General features: G+C 58.3%; 14 protein-coding genes and 1 tRNA gene. 10 read left to right on the forward strand and 5 right to left on the reverse strand.

Annotated elements, in window-relative coordinates; genetic code table 11:
* Positions 1 to 129: 129 nt before the first annotated feature.
* A complete protein-coding gene (locus tag TRL7639_RS17955; protein WP_085797242.1) occupies positions 130 to 1563 on the reverse strand; it encodes an NAD(P)-dependent oxidoreductase in 1434 nt (477 codons plus the stop codon).
* Between the two features lie 230 nt (positions 1564 to 1793).
* Here TRL7639_RS17955 and TRL7639_RS17960 point away from each other — a divergent pair, with 230 nt between their 5' ends.
* Positions 1794 to 2597 (forward strand): undecaprenyl-diphosphate phosphatase, encoded by an 804-nt coding sequence (locus tag TRL7639_RS17960; protein ID WP_085797243.1) that lies wholly within the window; start codon positions 1794 to 1796, stop codon positions 2595 to 2597.
* On the opposite strand, the gene TRL7639_RS17965 is transcribed toward TRL7639_RS17960, so the two are convergent.
* Positions 2598 to 3581: a complex I NDUFA9 subunit family protein gene (locus tag TRL7639_RS17965; protein ID WP_085797244.1), complete on the reverse strand. Its 984-nt coding sequence runs from the start codon at positions 3579 to 3581 to the stop codon at positions 2598 to 2600.
* Positions 3582 to 3802: 221 nt separating this feature from the next.
* Between TRL7639_RS17965 and TRL7639_RS17970 the strand changes: the two genes are divergently transcribed.
* Positions 3803 to 3889 (forward strand) — tRNA-Leu (locus tag TRL7639_RS17970).
* Between the two features lie 330 nt (positions 3890 to 4219).
* Here the strand turns inward: TRL7639_RS17970 and TRL7639_RS17975 are convergent.
* Entirely contained in the window at positions 4220 to 6376 is a 2157-nt protein-coding gene (locus tag TRL7639_RS17975) for a S8 family serine peptidase (protein WP_085797245.1), read from the reverse strand.
* Positions 6377 to 6378: 2 nt separating this feature from the next.
* Entirely contained in the window at positions 6379 to 7587 is a 1209-nt protein-coding gene (locus TRL7639_RS17980) for a phosphatase PAP2 family protein (protein ID WP_165759843.1), read from the reverse strand.
* A 685-nt stretch (positions 7588 to 8272) separates the two neighbouring features.
* Here TRL7639_RS17980 and TRL7639_RS17990 point away from each other — a divergent pair.
* Positions 8273 to 9400, forward strand: coding sequence for a tetratricopeptide repeat protein (locus TRL7639_RS17990; protein ID WP_165759844.1), 1128 nt, complete (start codon positions 8273 to 8275; stop codon positions 9398 to 9400).
* Positions 9401 to 9709: 309 nt separating this feature from the next.
* Here the strand turns inward: TRL7639_RS17990 and TRL7639_RS17995 are convergent, their stop codons facing one another.
* The gene (locus TRL7639_RS17995) at positions 9710 to 10804 is read right to left on the reverse strand and encodes a tyrosine-type recombinase/integrase (RefSeq protein WP_085797249.1); all 1095 of its coding nucleotides are present in this window, start codon (positions 10802 to 10804) and stop codon (positions 9710 to 9712) included.
* A 253-nt stretch (positions 10805 to 11057) separates the two neighbouring features.
* Here TRL7639_RS17995 and TRL7639_RS18000 point away from each other — a divergent pair, with 253 nt between their 5' ends.
* The 7 genes from TRL7639_RS18000 to TRL7639_RS18030 form a co-directional block, all read left to right on the forward strand.
* Positions 11058 to 11594 carry a helix-turn-helix domain-containing protein gene (locus TRL7639_RS18000; protein ID WP_235820447.1) on the forward strand — a complete coding sequence of 179 codons (537 nt, stop codon included), beginning with the start codon at positions 11058 to 11060 and terminating at the stop codon, positions 11592 to 11594.
* A 4-nt stretch (positions 11595 to 11598) separates the two neighbouring features.
* Positions 11599 to 11895 carry a hypothetical protein gene (locus TRL7639_RS18005; RefSeq protein ID WP_133057676.1) on the forward strand — a complete coding sequence of 99 codons (297 nt, stop codon included), beginning with the start codon at positions 11599 to 11601 and terminating at the stop codon, positions 11893 to 11895.
* 4 nt (positions 11896 to 11899) lie between these two features.
* Positions 11900 to 12679 (forward strand): HNH endonuclease, encoded by a 780-nt coding sequence (locus tag TRL7639_RS18010; protein ID WP_110647172.1) that lies wholly within the window; start codon positions 11900 to 11902, stop codon positions 12677 to 12679.
* Positions 12680 to 12872: 193 nt separating this feature from the next.
* Positions 12873 to 14291 carry an ATP-binding cassette domain-containing protein gene (locus tag TRL7639_RS18015; protein WP_165759845.1) on the forward strand — a complete coding sequence of 473 codons (1419 nt, stop codon included), beginning with the start codon at positions 12873 to 12875 and terminating at the stop codon, positions 14289 to 14291.
* Complete coding sequence (locus tag TRL7639_RS18020) at positions 14291 to 16228, forward strand: ATP-binding cassette domain-containing protein (RefSeq protein ID WP_165759846.1); 1938 nt, start codon at positions 14291 to 14293, stop codon at positions 16226 to 16228. The genes TRL7639_RS18015 and TRL7639_RS18020 overlap by 1 nt, the downstream gene beginning before the upstream one ends.
* Positions 16221 to 17522, forward strand: coding sequence for an HlyD family type I secretion periplasmic adaptor subunit (locus TRL7639_RS18025; protein WP_165759847.1), 1302 nt, complete (start codon positions 16221 to 16223; stop codon positions 17520 to 17522). The genes TRL7639_RS18020 and TRL7639_RS18025 overlap by 8 nt, the downstream gene beginning before the upstream one ends.
* An 11-nt stretch (positions 17523 to 17533) precedes the next feature.
* Positions 17534 to 19276 (forward strand): VCBS domain-containing protein (locus tag TRL7639_RS18030; protein WP_207559692.1); only part of this gene is annotated, 1743 nt, incomplete at its 3' end.

Here is a 19276-nt window from a genome sequence, read left to right on the forward strand (position 1 = left end):
TTCCTGTCCTTCGGCTTCTTGGGTCATCGTCGCTGACCCTTTGGCTGCGGTGCCGCATCAGATGTATGCGGCGGCGGTGTACGGGTAGTGCACGCTTGGTGCACGCATGTCACAGGCTGATTTCGGCCCTCATTCAGCGGCGATTGCAGATGCAGCATCCAGCTTTTTCAGGATCGCTTCGGCACAATCACGGCCGTCCTTGATGGCCCAGACCACCAGGCTCGCACCGCGGACGATGTCACCCACGGCATAAACACCTTCCATCTCGGTCTCGCCGCTCTGGAATGCCGCCTTGACGGTGCCCCAGCGGGTCACGGGCAGGTCCGGCTGACCAAACAGCGTCGGCAGATCTTCGGGCTCGAACCCCAGCGCCTTGATGACCAGATCGGCCTCTTCGACGTAATCCGCACCTTCGATCACTTCGGGGGCCTGACGACCGGATGCGTCCGGCTGCCCCAGGCGCATCTTCTGCACCATCACGCCATTGACGCTGTCATCACCAGTAAAACCCTTGGGGGCGCTCAGCCACTCAAAGATCACGCCTTCTTCTTCGGCGTTCTGCGTCTCGCGCTGCGAACCCGGCATGTTGGCGCGGTCCCGGCGATACAGACATTTGACCGAGGTTGCGCCCTGACGGATCGAGGTGCGCACACAGTCCATCGCGGTGTCACCGCCACCGATCACGACCACCTTCTTGCCTTCGGCATTCAGGCGACCGTTGTCAAAGTCCTCGACGGCGTCGCCAAAGCTCTTGCGGTTCGATGCGGTCAAAAAGTCGATCGCCTTCTCGATACCTGCCAAACCGCTGCCCGGCATAGCCAGATCGCGTGACTTATAGACGCCTGTGGCGATGATCACCGCGTCATGCTTTTCGCGGATTTCGGCAAATTTGGCTGCGTCCACATCGCAGTTCAGCTCAAACGTCACGCCACCATCTGCCAGCAGATCGTTGCGGCGCTGGACCACGTCTTTCTCCAGCTTGAAGCCCGGAATGCCGTACATCAACAAGCCACCCGCGCGGTCATAGCGGTCATAGACCGTGACCTGCACACCGGCCTTGCGCAGCATATCCGCCGCTGCCAAGCCGCCCGGACCAGCACCGATGATGCCCACACTTTCGCCGCGTTCCCGAGCAGGTGCGTTGGGCAGAACCCAACCTTTATCCCAAGCGGTGTCGGTGATGTACTTCTCGACCGATCCGATGGTGACGGTGCCATGACCCGACTGTTCGATGACGCAATTGCCTTCGCACAGACGGTCCTGCGGGCAGATGCGGCCACAGATCTCGGGGAAAGTGTTGGTGGCTTGGCTGGTGGCATAGGCCTCTTCCAGACGGCCCGTTGCGGTCAGGTGCAGCCAGTCGGGGATATTGTTGTGCAGCGGGCAGTGCGACTGACAATAGGGCACACCACATTGGCTGCACCGGCTCGCCTGCTCCTCGGCCTTGGCCGCGGCGTACTCGGCATAAATTTCGTCGAAATCTTCCCTGCGTACAGTGGCGTCACGCTTTGCAGGCATGTCGCGGTCGATCTGGACAAATTTTAGCATCGGTTGCTTGGCCACGGGTCAAACTCCATGAATTGGCTACGTCGCGATTGTCTACAAGACGCCCGGCGACATTAAAAGTCAACTATGCTGACCTTTTTTCGAGATTTCTGGGATCGGTTTAGAATTTCAGGATAAAAAGCGCAAGACTTTAGGTCCGATACGGTCCTTATTATCGACTTTCTTTTTGAACCAAAGCACTTATACCGACCGTCAAGCCAAAGTTGTCTGACCCGAGTTCATAAAAAATGCCTCTGTTTCAATTACTTCTTGTCGCGCTGATTCAGGGAATCACCGAATTTCTGCCTGTGTCCTCTTCGGGACACCTGATTCTTCTGCCGGGGCTGACGGGGCTGGATGACCAAGGTCAGGTGATCGACGTGGCGGTTCATATCGGAACTTTGGGCGCCGTTGTGCTGTATTTCTGGTCAGACGTGAAACTGGGCTTTCAAGGACTGCCGCGCGCCCTGACGGGAAAGATCGACACCGAAGGTTCACGCCTGGCTGCCGGTCTGATCATCGCAACAATCCCTACAATTCTTCTAGGCTTGCTCCTGTACGTCACCGGTCTCAGCGACGCGCTTCGCTCAGTTGCCGTCATCGGCTGGACCATGCTGATCTTTGGCCTCGTGCTTTATTGGGCGGACCAGACCGGGGCGGAAACCAGAACCGCCACCGACTGGGGCTTGAAAGACGCTGTAATCATGGGCTTCTGGCAGGCCATCGCGCTGATCCCCGGCACCTCACGCTCGGGCATCACCATCACTGGCGCCCGGCGCTTGGGCTACACCCGCGAGGACGGCGCCCGCATCGCCATGCTGATGTCGATCCCCACGATCATCGCCTCTGGTACATTACTGGGGCTCGACGTCGCTGTTCAGGCTGACGCTGCCGTCGCACGAGATGGTGCCATCGCCGCCGCCATGGCCTTTGTCTCGGCTCTCATAGCACTCAGTCTGATGATGCGCCTGCTGCGCAGCGTCAGCTTTACCCCATATGTCATCTACAGGGTGATCCTTGGTATCGTGCTGCTGGTCTACGCTTACGCGTGATCAGGCGCGCAGGTTCTTGGCCGAATCCTTGATCGCGTCGTACTGACCCGAGGGACGGAATTTCCACAGGTAATCCGGCAATACCGACTCGATGGTCGCCGGCTCGATCCCCAGATCGGCAAAGCCCTTGGCCCCTTCGGCCACCACATTGTCACGGCTCAGGTTGCGCACCTGATCGCGCGTCAGGATGTTGTTGGGGAACAGCTGGAACGACACGAATTTCACGATGTCCAACACACCCGCCATGATCCGGGCTGCAAACATAGGCATACCCAAGATCACGCGGCGACGGTGGATCACATCCAGCATCACCTTCATCAGCTCGCGGAAACTGGCAACGTCGGGGCCGCCCAACTCATAAACGCCGCCTTCGGCCTCACCCAACAGGCCCTTGACCGCCGCCTTGGCCACATCATCCACAAAGACAGGCTGAAACTTTGTCTCGGCGCCCACCAAAGGCAAAAACGGGCTCAGACGGGTCATGCCGGCAAAGCGGTTAAAGAACTGGTCTTCGGTCCCGAAGATCACCGACGGGCGCAGAATCATCGCGCCAGGCATGTGCTCAAGAACTGCAGCCTCACCCGCAGCCTTGGTCTGCGCATATTCGCTCTTTGATTCAGCATCGGCCCCAATCGCCGAGACATGAACCATACGCTCGATCCCTTCGGCCGCAGCCAGCCGGGCCACACGTTCTGCCCCCTCAGACTGCACCGCGTCGAATGTGTTCTTGCTCAGCTCGTTCAAGACACCCACGCAATTGACGACCGCATCCGCACCTTTCATCACCAAGGCGACCGAGGCATCATCACGGATGTTGCACAGAACAGGTTCGACCTGACCGACAACGCCATAGGTTTTGACAAACATCGCCTCGTTCGGGCGACGGACAGCAACGCGAACGCGCCATCCCTCGTTGGCCATGCGACGCGCGATATAGCGACCGACGAATCCAGACCCGCCGTAAATCGTGACCATTTTCGACATGAGAGGCTCCTGTTCACTGAGACACAGTTGGATGTACCGCTCAAAGCCTTCGCAAACAAGGCTCCAATATGCCGCAAAGCGACGGCTTGCAGTTGATTTCACCAACATTTTTATCATGGCACCAAGCCCCCTTGGCGGCGCCATCAAAAAAGTTTCACAAACTTCGAAAAATCCGGTTGACGCCCCCCGCCGCTAAGCGTAAATCCCGCCCCACGACACCGGCCCAGGTGGCGGAATTGGTAGACGCGCTAGCTTCAGGTGCTAGTGTCCGTATGGACGTGGAGGTTCGAGTCCTCTCCTGGGCACCATTTCTTTCATGCAACAAATGCATGAAAGGCCGATACACCCAAAAACTCGACACCCTGAGCAAGCAGTCATCTCGTGGATGCGGTGTGCCCCGTACGAATCACGTGTACTGCCGCTCCCTTTTGCTTGCAAAGGTGGCTCTGATCCGGCCGGCGCACCGAACGACCTGCAGCTGTTTGGGCTTAGGCTAAGCTCAACTCTGATCTCTGCACCCTGCCGAAACTTGGCTTCAAGCAAGGTGCCGAGACCGCCTTGGCGTTAGAATGCAATCGCTCTCTAGCTGGCAAAGAAACGCTCAACTCACAAAGAGCAGACTGCATATTCCCCTCGCATCAGCAAGACGTTCGCCGTCGACTTTCAAACACGATCCGACCGGTTCCTACCTTTTCCACATCAACGGGCGACTTGAACCAACCTTTTGGCGCTGCTTGCCGCTGCGCAGTCGATGCCAGAAACTGATTGATCGGAACCTTGCCATATGGATCGTGCTGTCGGGCCAGCCATGCATTTACAATTGTACGCGTTGCCATCGCACTCGCGAAACTTGTGCCTTGCATTGCGACCATGGATCCGTCGCTGGCACCGTCGGACAAAACGCCCAGGTGCGCATATCCGTCATCGGTTGGAAATGCAGCTGTTGGCGCACTGCGCCCATCCGGGCCCTCCTCAACACCCTTCCCCGTCGAAGAATACTCTGCCGGCCTGCCATCGCTTGCCCTATATCCGGCAATGGTTGCAACGCTGCTGTTGGCCGCATAGCTGTTCAAAGTGCCGTGGCGTTTTACAAACTCAGCAGTATCCAAGTCTCTGGCAACTGCGCCTGAGCCGGATAGACCGTGAAAGCCGTATTCATACGTGTCCCGATTTCGCCCATCTTTGGTGAATTTTTCGTAAGTCGGATCATCCAGATACGAAACACGCGTCGCCGATGACCCCGAACGCACGGGCTGATCGGTTTGAACCATAAGGGACACGGTCAGCGCTTTGTCCGGCGACAGGTTTTTCAGCCGCACTTTCCAGCGCCCGCTTGGCGGGTTGGCCCATACATCGCTGCGATGCCGATCCGGCCCAAGACACAGCAAATAGCGGAATCGCCGTCTGGTATCGCCTTGATCAGCGTCGCCGTTGGGCGGATCGATCCGCTGACAGTAGATACGCGCCAAATGCTGCACACTCTCTTCTGATGTGGTCCGGAACAGCTCTTGTATCTGACCTGCGGCTCCGGCGCTTTCTCCGGCCGGGGATTGGCCGGGCGGCACCAATTCGATGGCCAAATCGCATTGCCCCAACGCATTTTCCGTCGTGCTTTCGCACCACACTTCCAGAAAGTTGGACGTGTCATCATCCGGCTGAATGACCCAGTCTATCTCGGCCCGTGGTCCGTCAGTTGGCGTCAGGGTCAACTTGGCCGTCGCTCTATCCAGGTTGGAGTTCCCTGCGGGTAACACCGCATGGAGCGGTACGCGCCTGGTCACTTCGTCCACACCTGTAGCAGCAAGGCGCCCGGATCGAGCGTGGTTCAGCATCGCGTTGACAAAAGGCTGGGCGCCGTCCTTTGACCCCGCGTGCTTGCCGAATGAGGCATTGATCACCATCGGCCGCGGCTTGTCCAAACCAGATTTCTCGGCAATGCGGGCATTGACCTCTACAAGCCAACGCAAGGCATAAATCAAATAGAAATCAAGAAACGTTCCGCCTTCGCCAAACGCCAAGGCAGGTGGCAACGAGACCAACAGGAATCGGGTTTTTTGACCAAATTCCCGCCCTTGAATGCAATCGGGATCTGCTCCACCGGCCAAACCCATCACGTGGGTACCATGCGACACGCGTCCGGCCAGGTCACGATCTGCGTCAGCTAACGGGTAGTGCGTTAGACAAGTGGCTCGGTTGAAACCTTCCTGTTTCAACGGCGCCTGCAGGTCCTGGCCTACGCTGAATTGAGCCAGCGTCGTATTGATCTGGCCCTCAAACAGATGACCACCAAACGGGAGGTATGGCGCGCGCTCTGGGATCTCGCCGAGCCCATCTACCGGCGCGCCCTGCAACCAGCAACCCAGAACGCGTGTCCGACCATCAGCCAGGCGAAACCTACGGTGACCAAGCGACAGACCGACGTCGATAATTCCCACGACAACCGTGTCGTCCTCAACTGTTGGGTAATCAAAGGTTGCGGCAGACGGCAACCACCCCGTCGGATCCGGCCGCGTATTCCACCAATCAGCAAACTTGGTGTTCGTCATGAACTTTGGCGATCTGATCACATAGGGCTCGGGCGCGCCCGTTCCTGTATCTTCGCCAGCGGGCCCCACCCCATCCAATGCTTCCACCCCCTTGTCGAGACTTTGGAAAGTGTCGGGTGTGCGGGGCACGATCTGCTTAACAAACTCTGGTTTGTTCCCCCTTCGGTTTTCGTGAAGAATATCAAACCAATCCACATAGGGCGTTCCATTGCCCAGGGAATGATCCATCCAGTCCCCCCAGGTCAGCATGATCAGGCCCCCTGATCTGCGGACGCGGAATTATCGGAGACCGCCGGTGTTTCCTTGGGCGGCAAGGCAGCATTGTGCGCCCAAGCGTTGACGGCCTTGTCCCAGTGCCTTTTGACATAGTCAGGCGCCTGGCCGATCGATTGCCCTTCGGTGCCCGACACGATTTTCTTCAGGTTTGCGAGCGTGAAATCCTCATTCGCGACGATTTTGCTGTCCTTGTCCAACTTCAGATATTGGGAAGACTGGAAATTGAAACAGATCGCTTTCTCGCCCTTGGCAAAGGCTGCGATTGCCTCGCCAATGCTGCAGCCCAACGCGGCCCCGGCCATGGAATCAATTGGATAGTGCACCCCCGCAATCGTACGGTTCACAGCAATGCGATGCGCCAGATCAAACACTTGCTTGTCAGCGTCAATTCCGCATTCGGCGCTTTGATCGAACTCCAACCGATTAAGTATTGTCGCGATCGCAAATGCTTCGGTCGAATGCCCCGAAGGATAGGCGCTGTGATCTGGGGAATCGATAACTGGGTGCAGTTTGTCGGACATCAATGCCGGTCGCGGAAGATGCAGCAAGTGCTTGACCTGCATTTCCACGATGATCGCGATTTGTTGCGTAAGTGCGACCCACTCTGCCGTGTCCTGTCGTGTCGGCATGCCAAATGGCCGGATAGCCATGAAGGCTGATGTAATGTCTTCGGCCTGCACAAGGATCTCATGCATGCGATCAGCGCGCAGATCCGCATAGGCTCTCAGCCAAGACATCTGAGCCGCCAACTCATCGCAGGATGGAGCCGTCATCTTGCAGATTTCATTTCCGGCTACGCCAACTGTCACGACGCCGTCTGCATCAGCTGACACTTGGAACAAATGTGTCAAGGCACCCAGGATCACCGAAAGGCGCCGCTGCGTTGACAGGTACCCAAGATCCGAAGGATCGGGCGACCAAGCAACATGGAGGTTGCCCGCTGGTGGCGCCCAATAGTTGGCAACCGCGTCGTGTATGGTCAACCGGGTTGACGCCACAGCCCCCGGATCCGCTGCAACACGCGCACCGATACCGCCCCCTATGCCGCCGCCGATGCCCCCACCAATGCCGCCGCCGATGCCGCCGCCAATACCGCCACCGATGCCGCCGCCAATGCCTCCACCGATACCGCCGCCAATACCTCCACCGATACCGCCGCCAAGCAAAACACTCCGATAACCCATCATTTCCCCCAAAAATTTTGAAATACACTTTATGCAGAATAAAAAAAACGCGATGGTTTCCCGTCAACTGATATCTTAGAAAATCACGCTGAGTTCACGAAAAGGCTTTTCGCTTGCTGCGCACTTGTCTTAAGGTAATCGAGCCGGGTAAAGGCCAGAAATACTTGGGTCCGGTCAAAGAAGAACGTCCTCTTATAGGCAAAAGAAGTTGACCGACGAGCCTGTCTTAACTGTGCAATTGACTGGCCCATTTCGGGTAACCGGTCCTGGCGGTCAAGACCGCACACCTAAGTCTCGCAAAGCCCAAGCGTTGCTGGCTCTGCTGGCGACATCACCCAATTTGCGCCGCACCCGTTCATGGCTGCAAGACAAACTCTGGAGCCAAAGCGACGCTGCCCACGGAAGCGCCAGTTTGCGCCAATCGCTATCATCCTTGCGGCGCTCTCTGGGCGAACACGCACGGGTCTTGGACGCGACAAGGCAAGATGTCGGGCTGGATTCGGACCTTGTCTGCGTCCTTTGGAAAGAAGCAGACAGCGAGAGCACAGGCGAATTCCTTGAAGGGTTGGATATTGCCGACCCCGAATTTGGAAACTGGATTCGGTTCATGCGAAGAGGGAGCAAGTCCCATTCGCAGATGCCTGTTCTAGCGGATCAGTTTTCATCACGCTGGAAGGTCGCATTGATGCTGGATCAAAGCGGAGGGCAATCTCCGCTTCTGCAAAGCTTTGCAGACATGATCAGCCGCGTTTTGCGAGAGCAAGGAGAACTGGAACTTACGGAACATGTCGACGACAACAGTGTGGATCGGCTTGTAACGGTTACCATTGGTTTGATCTCGGGAACCGAAAATGCACCTGCATTGCGGCTGGTTGCGCATGATCCAAATTTAAATCGGCAGGTTTGGTCTCGCACATTGCCGGCATCACCTGGCGGTCAAAGCGATCAACCGGATATCGCGCTTTTGGGGGTCGCCTTCCAACTACAGTCCGAACTGACACGATACCTGGCCCAATCCCGCAATTTGATTGGTACAGATGCTTGCCCTCCCCTTGTTCTCGGGGCGGCAATACCGCGGATATTCTCTTTTCAACCCGAAGAGATGAACCAAGCTGCACATATGCTGTCGGACGCAATGGATAGCAAAAACGCGGCGCAGTTCTTGGGTTGGCAAGCCCAGATCGCGGTTATCAATCTTATCGAGCAATTCACGGACGCCCCCGAAGCATGTGTCGAGCGCGGCAAGATGCTGGCCGCCAAGGCGATCGAAATGGACCCCATGAATTCCGTCGTCCTTTCAACGGCTGCAAACGCACAAGTTTTGCTTGAACGCGGGAATGCGGCCGCGGGTGCCGACCTGGCAAAGCTGGCGGTCAAGGTAAATCCGGCCAACCCTTTGGCGTGGTGGGCTTTTGCCAATGTAGCCATTTACGCTGGCAAGACTGAGGACGCGCTGCGAAGTGCGCGGGTGGCCTCTCGCCTGGCCGCCCGGACCCCATTGCAATTCTGGTGCGAATTTCAGCTGGGACTTGCGGCGTTCAAGGCGGGCGACATTGTAACCGCGAAACGAGCACTGGAAACGTCGGCATGTCTGGCACCGCAATTCCGTCCTCCAAGGCGTTACTTGCTGGCGATTTATGCTGATCTCAGAGACTTCGAAAAAGCAGAAAGCATACTGGCCCAGTTGAAAGAGCTGGAGCCCGGGTTCTCTCTGGATCACTTTGTCAATGATCCTCTTTACCCGATCAGCCTGGCACGTGAGAAAAACATGCTCACTTGGGATAAATTCCAGGATCTCAAGATCATAGGTTAAGCGAAGGCACTTGGCCGCGCGCCAGCATCACTTTCATACCGTTAGAAGATCCTGCCGCTCTCCTTTCCCGTGCCTCGGCGGTTCGCCTCAAAGGCCCATAGAGCAGGCATGAGGCCCTGCACCCTTTCGGCAAAATTCTAGCCTCAAAATACAGCCCACCAGAAGGATACATAGACAGGTCACGAAACACTGAAGGACATTGAGCAAACAGGACAGAACACTGTCAAAACCACACTTCAAAAAGGCTGTGGCGACCCCGGCAGGATTCGAACCTGCAACCTGCCCCTTAGGAGGGATGCGTTCATAGCGCTATTCCTTTCGTAATTTCTTACTGTTGGGTGTTTGTACAGTGTTATCCTGTACATGGTTTGTACGAAAACGGGCCCTGATGTCGGCCTCATCGGTCTCGGCGTGGGCATAGATGCGCATGGGCAAATTGGGGTCGGACCAACGACCGGCTTTGGCTGCAGTGACCGGATCAACGCCTTGGCGAACAACCAACTCGGTGAAGAAGCCGTGCCGTCCAGCGGGGTGAGCAGAAAGGTACGGGATGCCCGCGCGCTTGCAGATTGTCTTCCAACGCGTGTTGTAGCCGGTGGAGCTGCCATAGCCGAAAACACGGGCTTTCATCAGCTTGCCGGTCTTGCGGTTCTTGGGCCGTTTGGCTGGCAGTGCGAGAAGCTCGTCCATCATCTGAGGCGAGACCGTGATCCAACTTTCCGGATGTCCCTTCTGCGCTTTCACGCGGACTTTGTTTTCATGCGGTCGTAGATCATCAGGCTCCAGTGATATCGCCTGATCAATCCGTGCAGCTGTCTCGAACATGAACCGAACCAGCGCGGCGTTGTATGCGTCGGCCACACGGCAAAAGGCTTCGATCCATTCCTTATCAGCGGGCGTGCGCTCGACGCGGCTGAGCTTCCCGCGCCGCTTGTCCTGCGCGATACGCTCGAATTTGTCATAGGGCTTCACGCGGATGAGAGGCGTGCCTTCCAGCTCATGTGCATTGTTGATCACTGCACTCGCGGGCGTCACAATTTCGCGCCACCAGGTATCGGTCGACGCTTTGGGTTTCAGCTTCGGCCCAAGGCTCTTCAATAGTGCACCTGAAATCGCACCTAGCGACAGGTCGCCGATTGCTTCGACAATCGGGATCAACTGCTTCGCTGCCTTAGGCGATGCGTGGTAGATCATGATTGCATCGGAGAACGTCTTGCTCGGCTCGTCACCCACGACATAGCGACGGATCTGACGTTCGGTCTCATGGTTTATCCAGTCCCGTGCGCCCGCTTCTGAAGATGCCTTAGTGCTTCGCCTGTATGGGCCGGCGATTGGCCTGCCGTTGTATTCAATCCACCCTTTGGCCCAGTAGACACGGCCCCTCTTGTAAATTTGGAGCGGCATGACTGGCCTCCTTCAAAAATCGTATCAATCTGCGCGGGCGTAATCAGCATGGTCCGGCCAAGTCGATAAAATGCGCCGGTCTCATTTGCCCGCTCGCGCAAAGTGCGTTCCGAAATATCGATCCCCATCCCGGCCATAACTTCGACCCATTGGGCGGGCGTCTTCCCAAGCCCCAGGATCTGAGAGCTGTCTGAATAGTTGGTCTCTGCCATTTCAGTTGTCCTTGTCCGCGTAAGTTGAATCGGCGACACGCATGGAATCGCTTGTTCTGCACCTTCTGACGTGGTCAGATGGGTCAAATCGTAAATATGCGTCATTTTGTGCTATGTTTATACAAAATTGCGCACTCGTCAATTGGGAAACTTGCATGGTGCGAGATGACGCTGAATTGTTTGCAGAGATTGGCGCTCGCCTCGCGATCTGTCGCAATGAGATAGGCGTCTCGCAGGCTGCTATGGCTGAAGCCATTGGCGTCTCACATCGCGCCTATCACAGCTATGAAAAGGGCAAACGCGGCGTCCCGGTCGAGGCCCTCGTCAAGATGCAAAGCCGCTACGATGTTGACGTCGCCTGGCTACTGCTCGGCACCAAATCCATTCGGGCTGGGCATGATTTCGAGGCCCTCAAACACATCGAAACCTCGCTGGATAAGCACCTCACCGACGAGGGCATAAAAGTCAAAAGCGAGAAGCGCGGGGCCATCGTCGCGCGTTGGTATCAATCGCATGTCGAAGGCCGTGAAGTGACGGATGATGACGTGCACACATGGATCGAGCTGGTAAGGGAGTAATCTGGTGAACAAGGCAAGCAAACGCTGGAACATGTTGCGACACTCAGTCTTGGAGCGCACCCGTCGTGAGGTGATTGAACCCTTTGGGCCGCTTTACCTGATCTTCCTGGGTACAAGCGTCTTCTACCTGATTGGCTTGGGTCGACTATCATTGGCACAACAGACCGCCCAATACTCAGTTTCGGCCACCATCATGATTTTCGCCATCGCCGCAGCAGGCTTAGCACTTCCATTTTTGACAGGTGCGGTGCTGACCCTACGCGCGGCCGATCGAAAATTGGAACGCCTACAACGCAGGTGATCCGATGGCTTTCGGCATCTTCATCCACCGCAGCGACTCGATCTACGACGACATTTCCTCGGAGCGGTATCAGTTTCCCAAGCAATACCTCTCACGTGCCCAACAGTGCGAAGGGGATTGGATCGTCTACCTGGAGCCAAGCAAAGTCAAAGAGACCAAAGGGTACTTTGCTGTCGCCAAGGTTCAGGAAATCATTCCGGATCCAAGGAAGCCAGACATGTTCTTGGCGGTGATAGAGCCAGGAACGTATCTTGATTTCGGCGACCCAGTTTCATTCCGGGACGAGAATTCAATCATCGAAAGAGGATTGCTGAACGATCAAGGCAAGATATCCGGACGCGCGCAGGCTGCAGTAAGAACCCTTTTAGCTGAAGACTTTGCCCGAATCTTCGAACGTGGACTTGGGCGAGATGAGGACATCCTGCCTCGCGTTGGTGACTCGATGCAGCTGCCAGGTTTTCAGGACGCGCAAACACCTTTCCAACACATGCCCGCACGGGAACGCGTCAACCAACTGACCAATCGGGCGGTTTGCGATCGTAATTTCAGAAAGAACGTCCTGCGCGCCTATGGCGAGCGCTGCGCCATCACTGGTTTACGTCTGATAAATGGCGGTGGTCGAGCTGAAGTGGAAGCCGCTCACATCAGACCTGTAGAGCATGACGGACCCGACATCGTCAGCAACGGGCTCGCCCTTTCTGGAACGGCGCATTGGATGTTGAGCGGTAGAACCTTCTTCAGAAACGATGACCCTGGGGCGGACCGTGTTCAGTTCGAAATCTGAGCTCTGGGATTGATTTTCTCTTGTTTCGAAACACTTATTCCAACTAGTCTTTTATTTCGTCCAGATCAGATGAAAGAATCGAATGGTTACTGGCACGGCACCGCAAATTGGACGATCAGATCACGCGCTTGCTGCGAGGCCGCACGCGCGCGCTTTTGTGGGCCTTCTCTCAGTGGGAATAAACGCGCTGGCATTGGCGCTTCCTCTGGCGCTCCTTCAGGTCTACGACCGCATTCTTCCGAACCAGTCGGCCGGGTCGGCGATCGTCATTTTCTCGGCGGTTATCGTGGCCTTGCTACTTTCGGGAACGCTCCGTTACGTCCGGACCGGCATCTTTGCGCGATGGTCAGCGCTGGAAGAGCACAGGCTTTGGTCTCGAACCGCCCGGCAACTGATTCAGGGTCATCACACACTGGAGGAAGCTCTTCTCTTAGCCTCGGCGCCCGCCAAGGCGCGGGATTTGAATGTCGGTCAAACGCTGCTCGCGCGGTTTGATGCGCCTTTCTCCATCGTTTTCCTTGCTCTGATTGCGTATCTCGGAGGAATCGTTGTTGCCGCGCCCCTACTGGTCGCTGCGGTTTCGGTGATCGCGTTCCTCGTGGTGGCGCCGCGGAACAGATCGGCACTGGAGCAGGAACTGCTGACGGGCGCGCAATACGAGGCCGGTGTCACGGCGCTTGTGAATACGTCCTCGAACACGACGACCCTGGCCAGCCTTGGTTCAGCATTTTCCCGTTTGGCTCATGCGCGCACGGTTCTGGCGAAAGCAAACAGGACGACCCAGAACATCAGCAGCTTTCAGTTGGACCTGTTGCAGAGCGGAGCGCTGATATCGACCGTCGGTGTTGTCTGGTTGGGCGCCTCAGAGGTGCTCGCCGGGCAAATGACAACCGGCGGCCTTGCGGCCTGCACGTTGCTGGGCTCCCGGGCGGCATCCCAGCTTGTAGGCGTAGCGGCGACGGGCCTGCGCGCCCAGCCCGCGGTTGTCGCGGCACAGAAATCGAAATCGATTCTTGAATCCAGTGGAGAGATCGGACGTCAACCATCAAAAGGCACGGCAGAGATTCTGAACACGGCAGGCGGTGGCGTCTGGATGCTCGAAGCTTCGCCGCGTCAGACAGCGACCGAAAAGCTGGAAGCCATCATCGATCACATGTCGCGCAACCTGACAGACCCGGAAACCGTCCGGATCGTGGCTGCCCGTCCGCGGCTGTTAACCGGTCGCCTGATGGATAGCTTGTCCCGTCTGGACAGGGATCTTGAGGCGGAAGCGCTGAAACTGTCGCGCGACATCGGGTTGGACAGCCTCGTTAGCCGGCTTCCCCACGGGTATGACACGGAACTTGCGTCTTCCGGCAGGCCACTGCCGGATGGCGGCACCAAGCGCGCCGCAATCGTCCAGGCATTTGCGGGCAGCCCCGGGCTGGTCATTCTCGAGGCGCCTGAAGCGTCCCTCGATGTCGATGCGGTGAAGAAGCTGTCGGAATTTCTCCTGTCCCGCTCGGACGCGGTCAAGATCCTGTTGCAGACGTCGTCGGAGGATCTCCGCGACGGCCTGAAAGATGCCACGCGCCTCGAGAACCCCGGAAACTGGATCGAGGGGGTCGAATGATGTCTGATGCAACCGGCTTCCTCCAATCCGTCCTGAAGCATCTCGACGGGCGCCATTCCGATCTGGCCATAGAAGCGGCATTCGGTGGTTTCTCGTCATCGCTTTCTGACATGGCACGGGCCAGCAACCTGATCGGGGTGGACGCTTCCATTCACAAGGGCGTTCCCGCATCCTGGCGCGACGGTCATGATGGCGCCCTGATCGCGAGAGACGGCACCAACTGGACCGCGCTCGTGCGACGGGATGGTGATCTTGTTTCGTTCCCGGAGAACGACGAAACGGGGCAGGTCCGCCCCCCCGCAGGTCCGCTCCTTTATCTTCGCATGCTTCCCGAAGCCGAAGCCAGCAAGGTCACATTTGCCAATATCTCGTCTCGCGCGCGCGACTCCTTCGTTCATGTTGCCTGGCAATCCCTGGTCATCAACCTTTGCGCTCTTGCCGTGCCCTTTTTCACCATGGCCGTCTACGACCGGGTGCTGGGAGGGGGTGCTGCCCATTCACTTCCGGCCCTGTTGTCAGGTGCAGTGATCGTTCTGATCACGATGCTGGCGATGCGGCGGGTGCGGTCCGGGCTTGCTGCCACGGAGTACGCCTCGCTTTCGGGCAAGATCTCGACATTGCTCGCCGGCAAGGCACTCCGCTCGCCCATATCGAACACGGCAGGGACCTCGGGCAGTGCAATCGTGGCAAAGATCCGGCAGGGCGAGCGCGCCGCCGACCTGTTCGCCTCCCCGAATATTGCGGCGATCTATGATGCGCCTTTTATCCTTCTGACCTTTGCCGCCCTGGTGATCGTTGGCGGGGGCATGGCGATCATTCCCGCGATCTACCTGGTACTGTTTTTCGGCTTCGGCCTGTTGATGAACGCTGGAACCGGCAGCAGGGACCCGTTTGCCGTCCGCCAATCCCAACGACGTACGCAGATGATCGGGGAGTTGGTCGATGCCAACGGCGCCATTCAACGCGCCGGGCTGGGCGAGAAATGGCTTCAGCGATTCGATGCAACCCTGCGGTCGAGCGCGCGGGACACGCACCGTTTCATGACGAGGACCGGGTCCCAGTCGGCAATCGCTACCACGCTCGGATCCGGAACCGCGCTCGTGACATTGGTCGTCGGAATCGATCTGGCCTTGAATGGTCATTTGTCGGCCGGTACGCTGATCGGGACCATGTTGCTGACCTGGCGCATCACTGGCCCCGCGCAATCGCTGTTCCTGGCAATACCACGCCTCAAGGCGATCCGCAGCGGCTGGACCTCCCTTGAGGCCCAGCTCCAGGCACCCACGGTGGGCAAGGAGTCTCATCTTCAGATCGCACTCGAACCGGAGGCACCCGCTGTGGCTGCACAAGGGCTGTTCTACCGTTATGAAGCCGGTCAGCCACCTGCCGTTACCGGCGTTTCATTCGATGTGGCCCCCGGCAGTATCGTCATCGTGATGGGGCCGAACGGGTCCGGCAAATCCACCTTGCTCCAGCTCATCGCAGGGGATCTCCGGCCACAATCCGGGCATTTGACGCTGAATGGTCGACAGATGTCCCATTACGATCCCGACGAGATCGACGCACGATGCGCTTACATGGGGGGCGACAAAAGCGTCTGGCTGGAGCAGAGCAATATCAAACCCGGTATCGGGTTTTCCGCAGAAGCACATGTGGAACGCGCCGCGTGGAGCGTGATTGCAGGGCATGACAGCAGGTTCTTCGTTCTCGATGATCCTCTCGCTGCGACTGGTAAGGATGCCGTGACCGAGATCGGGAATTTCATCAACGAAACGCGTGGCAAGGCAACGATTTTCCTCGCCACCCATGACACGAAACTCGCGGCGCTGGCCGATATCGCCATCGTGCTCGACGCAGGCAATGTCGTCTATTGTGGGCCGGTTCAGACAGAAACGCCAGAGGTGGAAGCTTCGGCTAAGGAGAAGAGCGATGAGTGAATCTCGCGGAGATCAATCTTTCGACCTTGACGATACGTCGACCTTCGTATGGATGCGTCGGGCAGCCGTCGTCATTCTGCTTGGGCTGACTGCGCTGGTGATCTGGATGGTCTACACACCTGTCGACGAGATCTCCAAGGCGCGCGGGGAAATCGAACCCATCGCCCAGGTGAAGCGCGTCGAAAGCCGGCATGGTGGTCAGTTGGCCGAACTGCGGGTCACGCGTGGTCAGATGGTGGAAGCAGACGAGATCGTAGCGCTTTTGGATCAGACGGAGGCGCAATCGGCGCTTCGGGCTGCCGAGGCGCGCATCACGGGACTGTCCCTGGAAGTCGAACGCCTTCTGGCGCTAGCAGAGGGGCGGGAGCCGGATTTCGCGGCCCATGCCGAGGATTTCAATGATCTCGTGGAACGCGAGACGGCTGCGCTTGCGGCGACGCGTGCCTTTATTCGCGCCGAACGCTCGGTGATCGGGTCACAGATCGAAGAGAAGCGGGCCGAGATTGCAGCCATCGACGAGCAACGCCCCCAACTCATTGAACAGATCGCTGTAGCCGAGGAGGAGCGCGCTGTTCAACAGGACCTGCTGGATCGGGGCCTTAGCGCGCGCGCAAAGCTTGCTGAACTGCGCGAGCAGGAAGCGCAGTATCGTTTTGACCTTGCCCAACTTGCCGGTCGCCGGACCATTGCCGAGGCTGAGGTTGCCGAGCTTCAGGCTTCGCTGACCCAGGTGGAACTGGATGAGTTTGCCAAGGCAAGGAGCCGGATTGCAGAAGCGGACTCCCAACGGCGCGCCTTGCAGGCTGAAGCCGCCGGTTTGCAAAGCCGCGTCGCAGAGACGGAGATCCGGTCGCCCATCGCCGGGGTGATACAAGCCATCCCCGACGATACGATCGGCGATGTCATCGATCCCGGCGGCATGGTCGTCACCATCGTCCCCGCCGATGGCGGCTATCGTTTCAGCGGTCGTTTGTCCCCGCGCGATGTCGGCTTCGTCTCGGTCGGGCAACCCGTTCGATTGAAGATAGACAGCTTCGATTACAGCCGCTTCGGCGCATTGCCCGGCACCGTCGAGGAAGTTTCGCCTACAACGGCAGTCGATGAGCGTGGAACAGCGTTTTACGAAGTCCTTGTGCAGCTGGACAGCGACCACTTCCGGAATGCCGAGGACGGTCTCACATTGATCGCGGGAATGACAGGTGAAGCCGATATCAAGACCGGCGCCAAAACCGTGTTTCAGTATGTCTGGAAGCCCATCTACACCAATCTCGACCAGGCATTGACCGAGCGGTGAGGAGAGACGCGATGTCCGATCAGAACCCGAGCAAGTCCCAAACCTCCCGCTCCGCCGCGGATCCCAGGGATGAGTTGTCCGAAGAGGTTTTTGCCTGGGTTGTGACCGACACGAGCGAGTTGCCGGAAGTTCAGACCGAAGGCTCCCATGCCGCGCCGGACGGCAGAGTGCAAAGCGGCGGCGGTTCCGGCAACCGGCAGTTGATGGTCTCATCGCCCGCCCTGGCACGGCACATGGGCGTGGATCTTTCCGAGTTGCATTCCGAGCCGGGTCGGCTGGGGGCGGAACCCGGCTCCGACTGGTTGGCCTCGTCCGGGCTCGCGCCACTGCCCCCGGCGCATCTCCGAGGCTCGGGCGCGGGCCATCCCGGTTTCACCCATGCCTTGCCCGGCATTGGTACAGGTCAGAATGTCGGACATGCGATCATTCCCATTGCGCCAACCGGCGGTGGCGGTCACGGATCGGGACAAGCGCCGAGCCATATCGTGACGGGCGGCCAGCCGAGCGGGCCTGCCATCGCCGGATTCATTCCCGGCGGCAAGGAAGGCCACCCCGTCCCGGTCCTGATCTCCGTTGTGAATGGAAACAACACGCCCGGAGGATCCACCGTGACCCTCGGTGGGTTGCCCCCCGGAACGACCATGAACCAGGGTCATGCAGGCCCGGGCGGGACCTGGATCCTCAATCCGGGCACTGATCTGAAGAACCTGACCATGACGCCCCCAACCGACTGGTTCGGATCCGGGCACCTCACGGCAACTGTCGTTGGTCCCAACGGCCACTCGGTACAGGTTCAGTTGCCGTTCAATGTGTTGCCACAGCCCGACGCTGCCAGGATCTCGGGAACGGATACCGGGACAACATCCGAAGACCATATTCTGACGGTGTCCGGCGCGTTGACAATTGTCGATCCGGATCCGGGAGAGGCGCATTTTCAGGCCTCTTCCTTGACTGGAAGTTTTGGTCACCTACAGATCGATCAATCAGGTCATTGGACCTACTCTCTCGACAACAATTCCCCATCGGTCCAGGCGCTGGTCTCTGGGCAGAGCGAGCGTGAAACCTTCACGGTCCATAGCGTGGATGGAACGAGCCACCAACTGGTCGTGAACGTGATGGGCACCGATGATCGTGCAATGATCGCCGGTGCATCTCAGGGCGCGGTGACCGAGGACAAGGTTCAGAGCACCGGCGGCAAGCTGGACGTGACCGACCCGGATGCGGGCCAGGCGAGCTTCGTGCCGCAGAGTGGCGCGGCGGGCGCCCATGGCAGCTTCACGGTTCAGCCCGACGGCACCTGGAGCTATGCGCTCGACAATGGCCAGCCGGCGGTTCAGGCGCTGAAATCCGGCGAGCAGCTGACCGACACGCTGACCGTCTCCAGCCTCGACGGCACGACGAAACAGATCACCGTCACCATCAACGGCACCGATGACAAGGCGGCGATCTCCGGCACCGCGGTTGGCGCGGTGACCGAGGACAAGGTTCAGAGCACCGGCGGCAAGCTGGACGTGACCGACCCGGATGCGGGCCAGGCGAGCTTCGTGCCGCAGAGTGGCGCGGCGGGCGCCCATGGCAGCTTCACGGTTCAGCCCGACGGCACCTGGAGCTATGCGCTCGACAATGGCCAGCCGGCGGTTCAGGCGCTGAAATCCGGCGAGCAGCTGACCGACACGCTGACCGTCTCCAGCCTCGACGGCACGACGAAACAGATCACCGTCACCATCAACGGCACCGATGACAAGGCGGCGATC

The sequence above is a fragment of the Falsiruegeria litorea R37 genome (genome assembly GCF_900172225.1).
Classification (GTDB): Bacteria; Pseudomonadota; Alphaproteobacteria; order Rhodobacterales; family Rhodobacteraceae; genus Falsiruegeria; species Falsiruegeria litorea.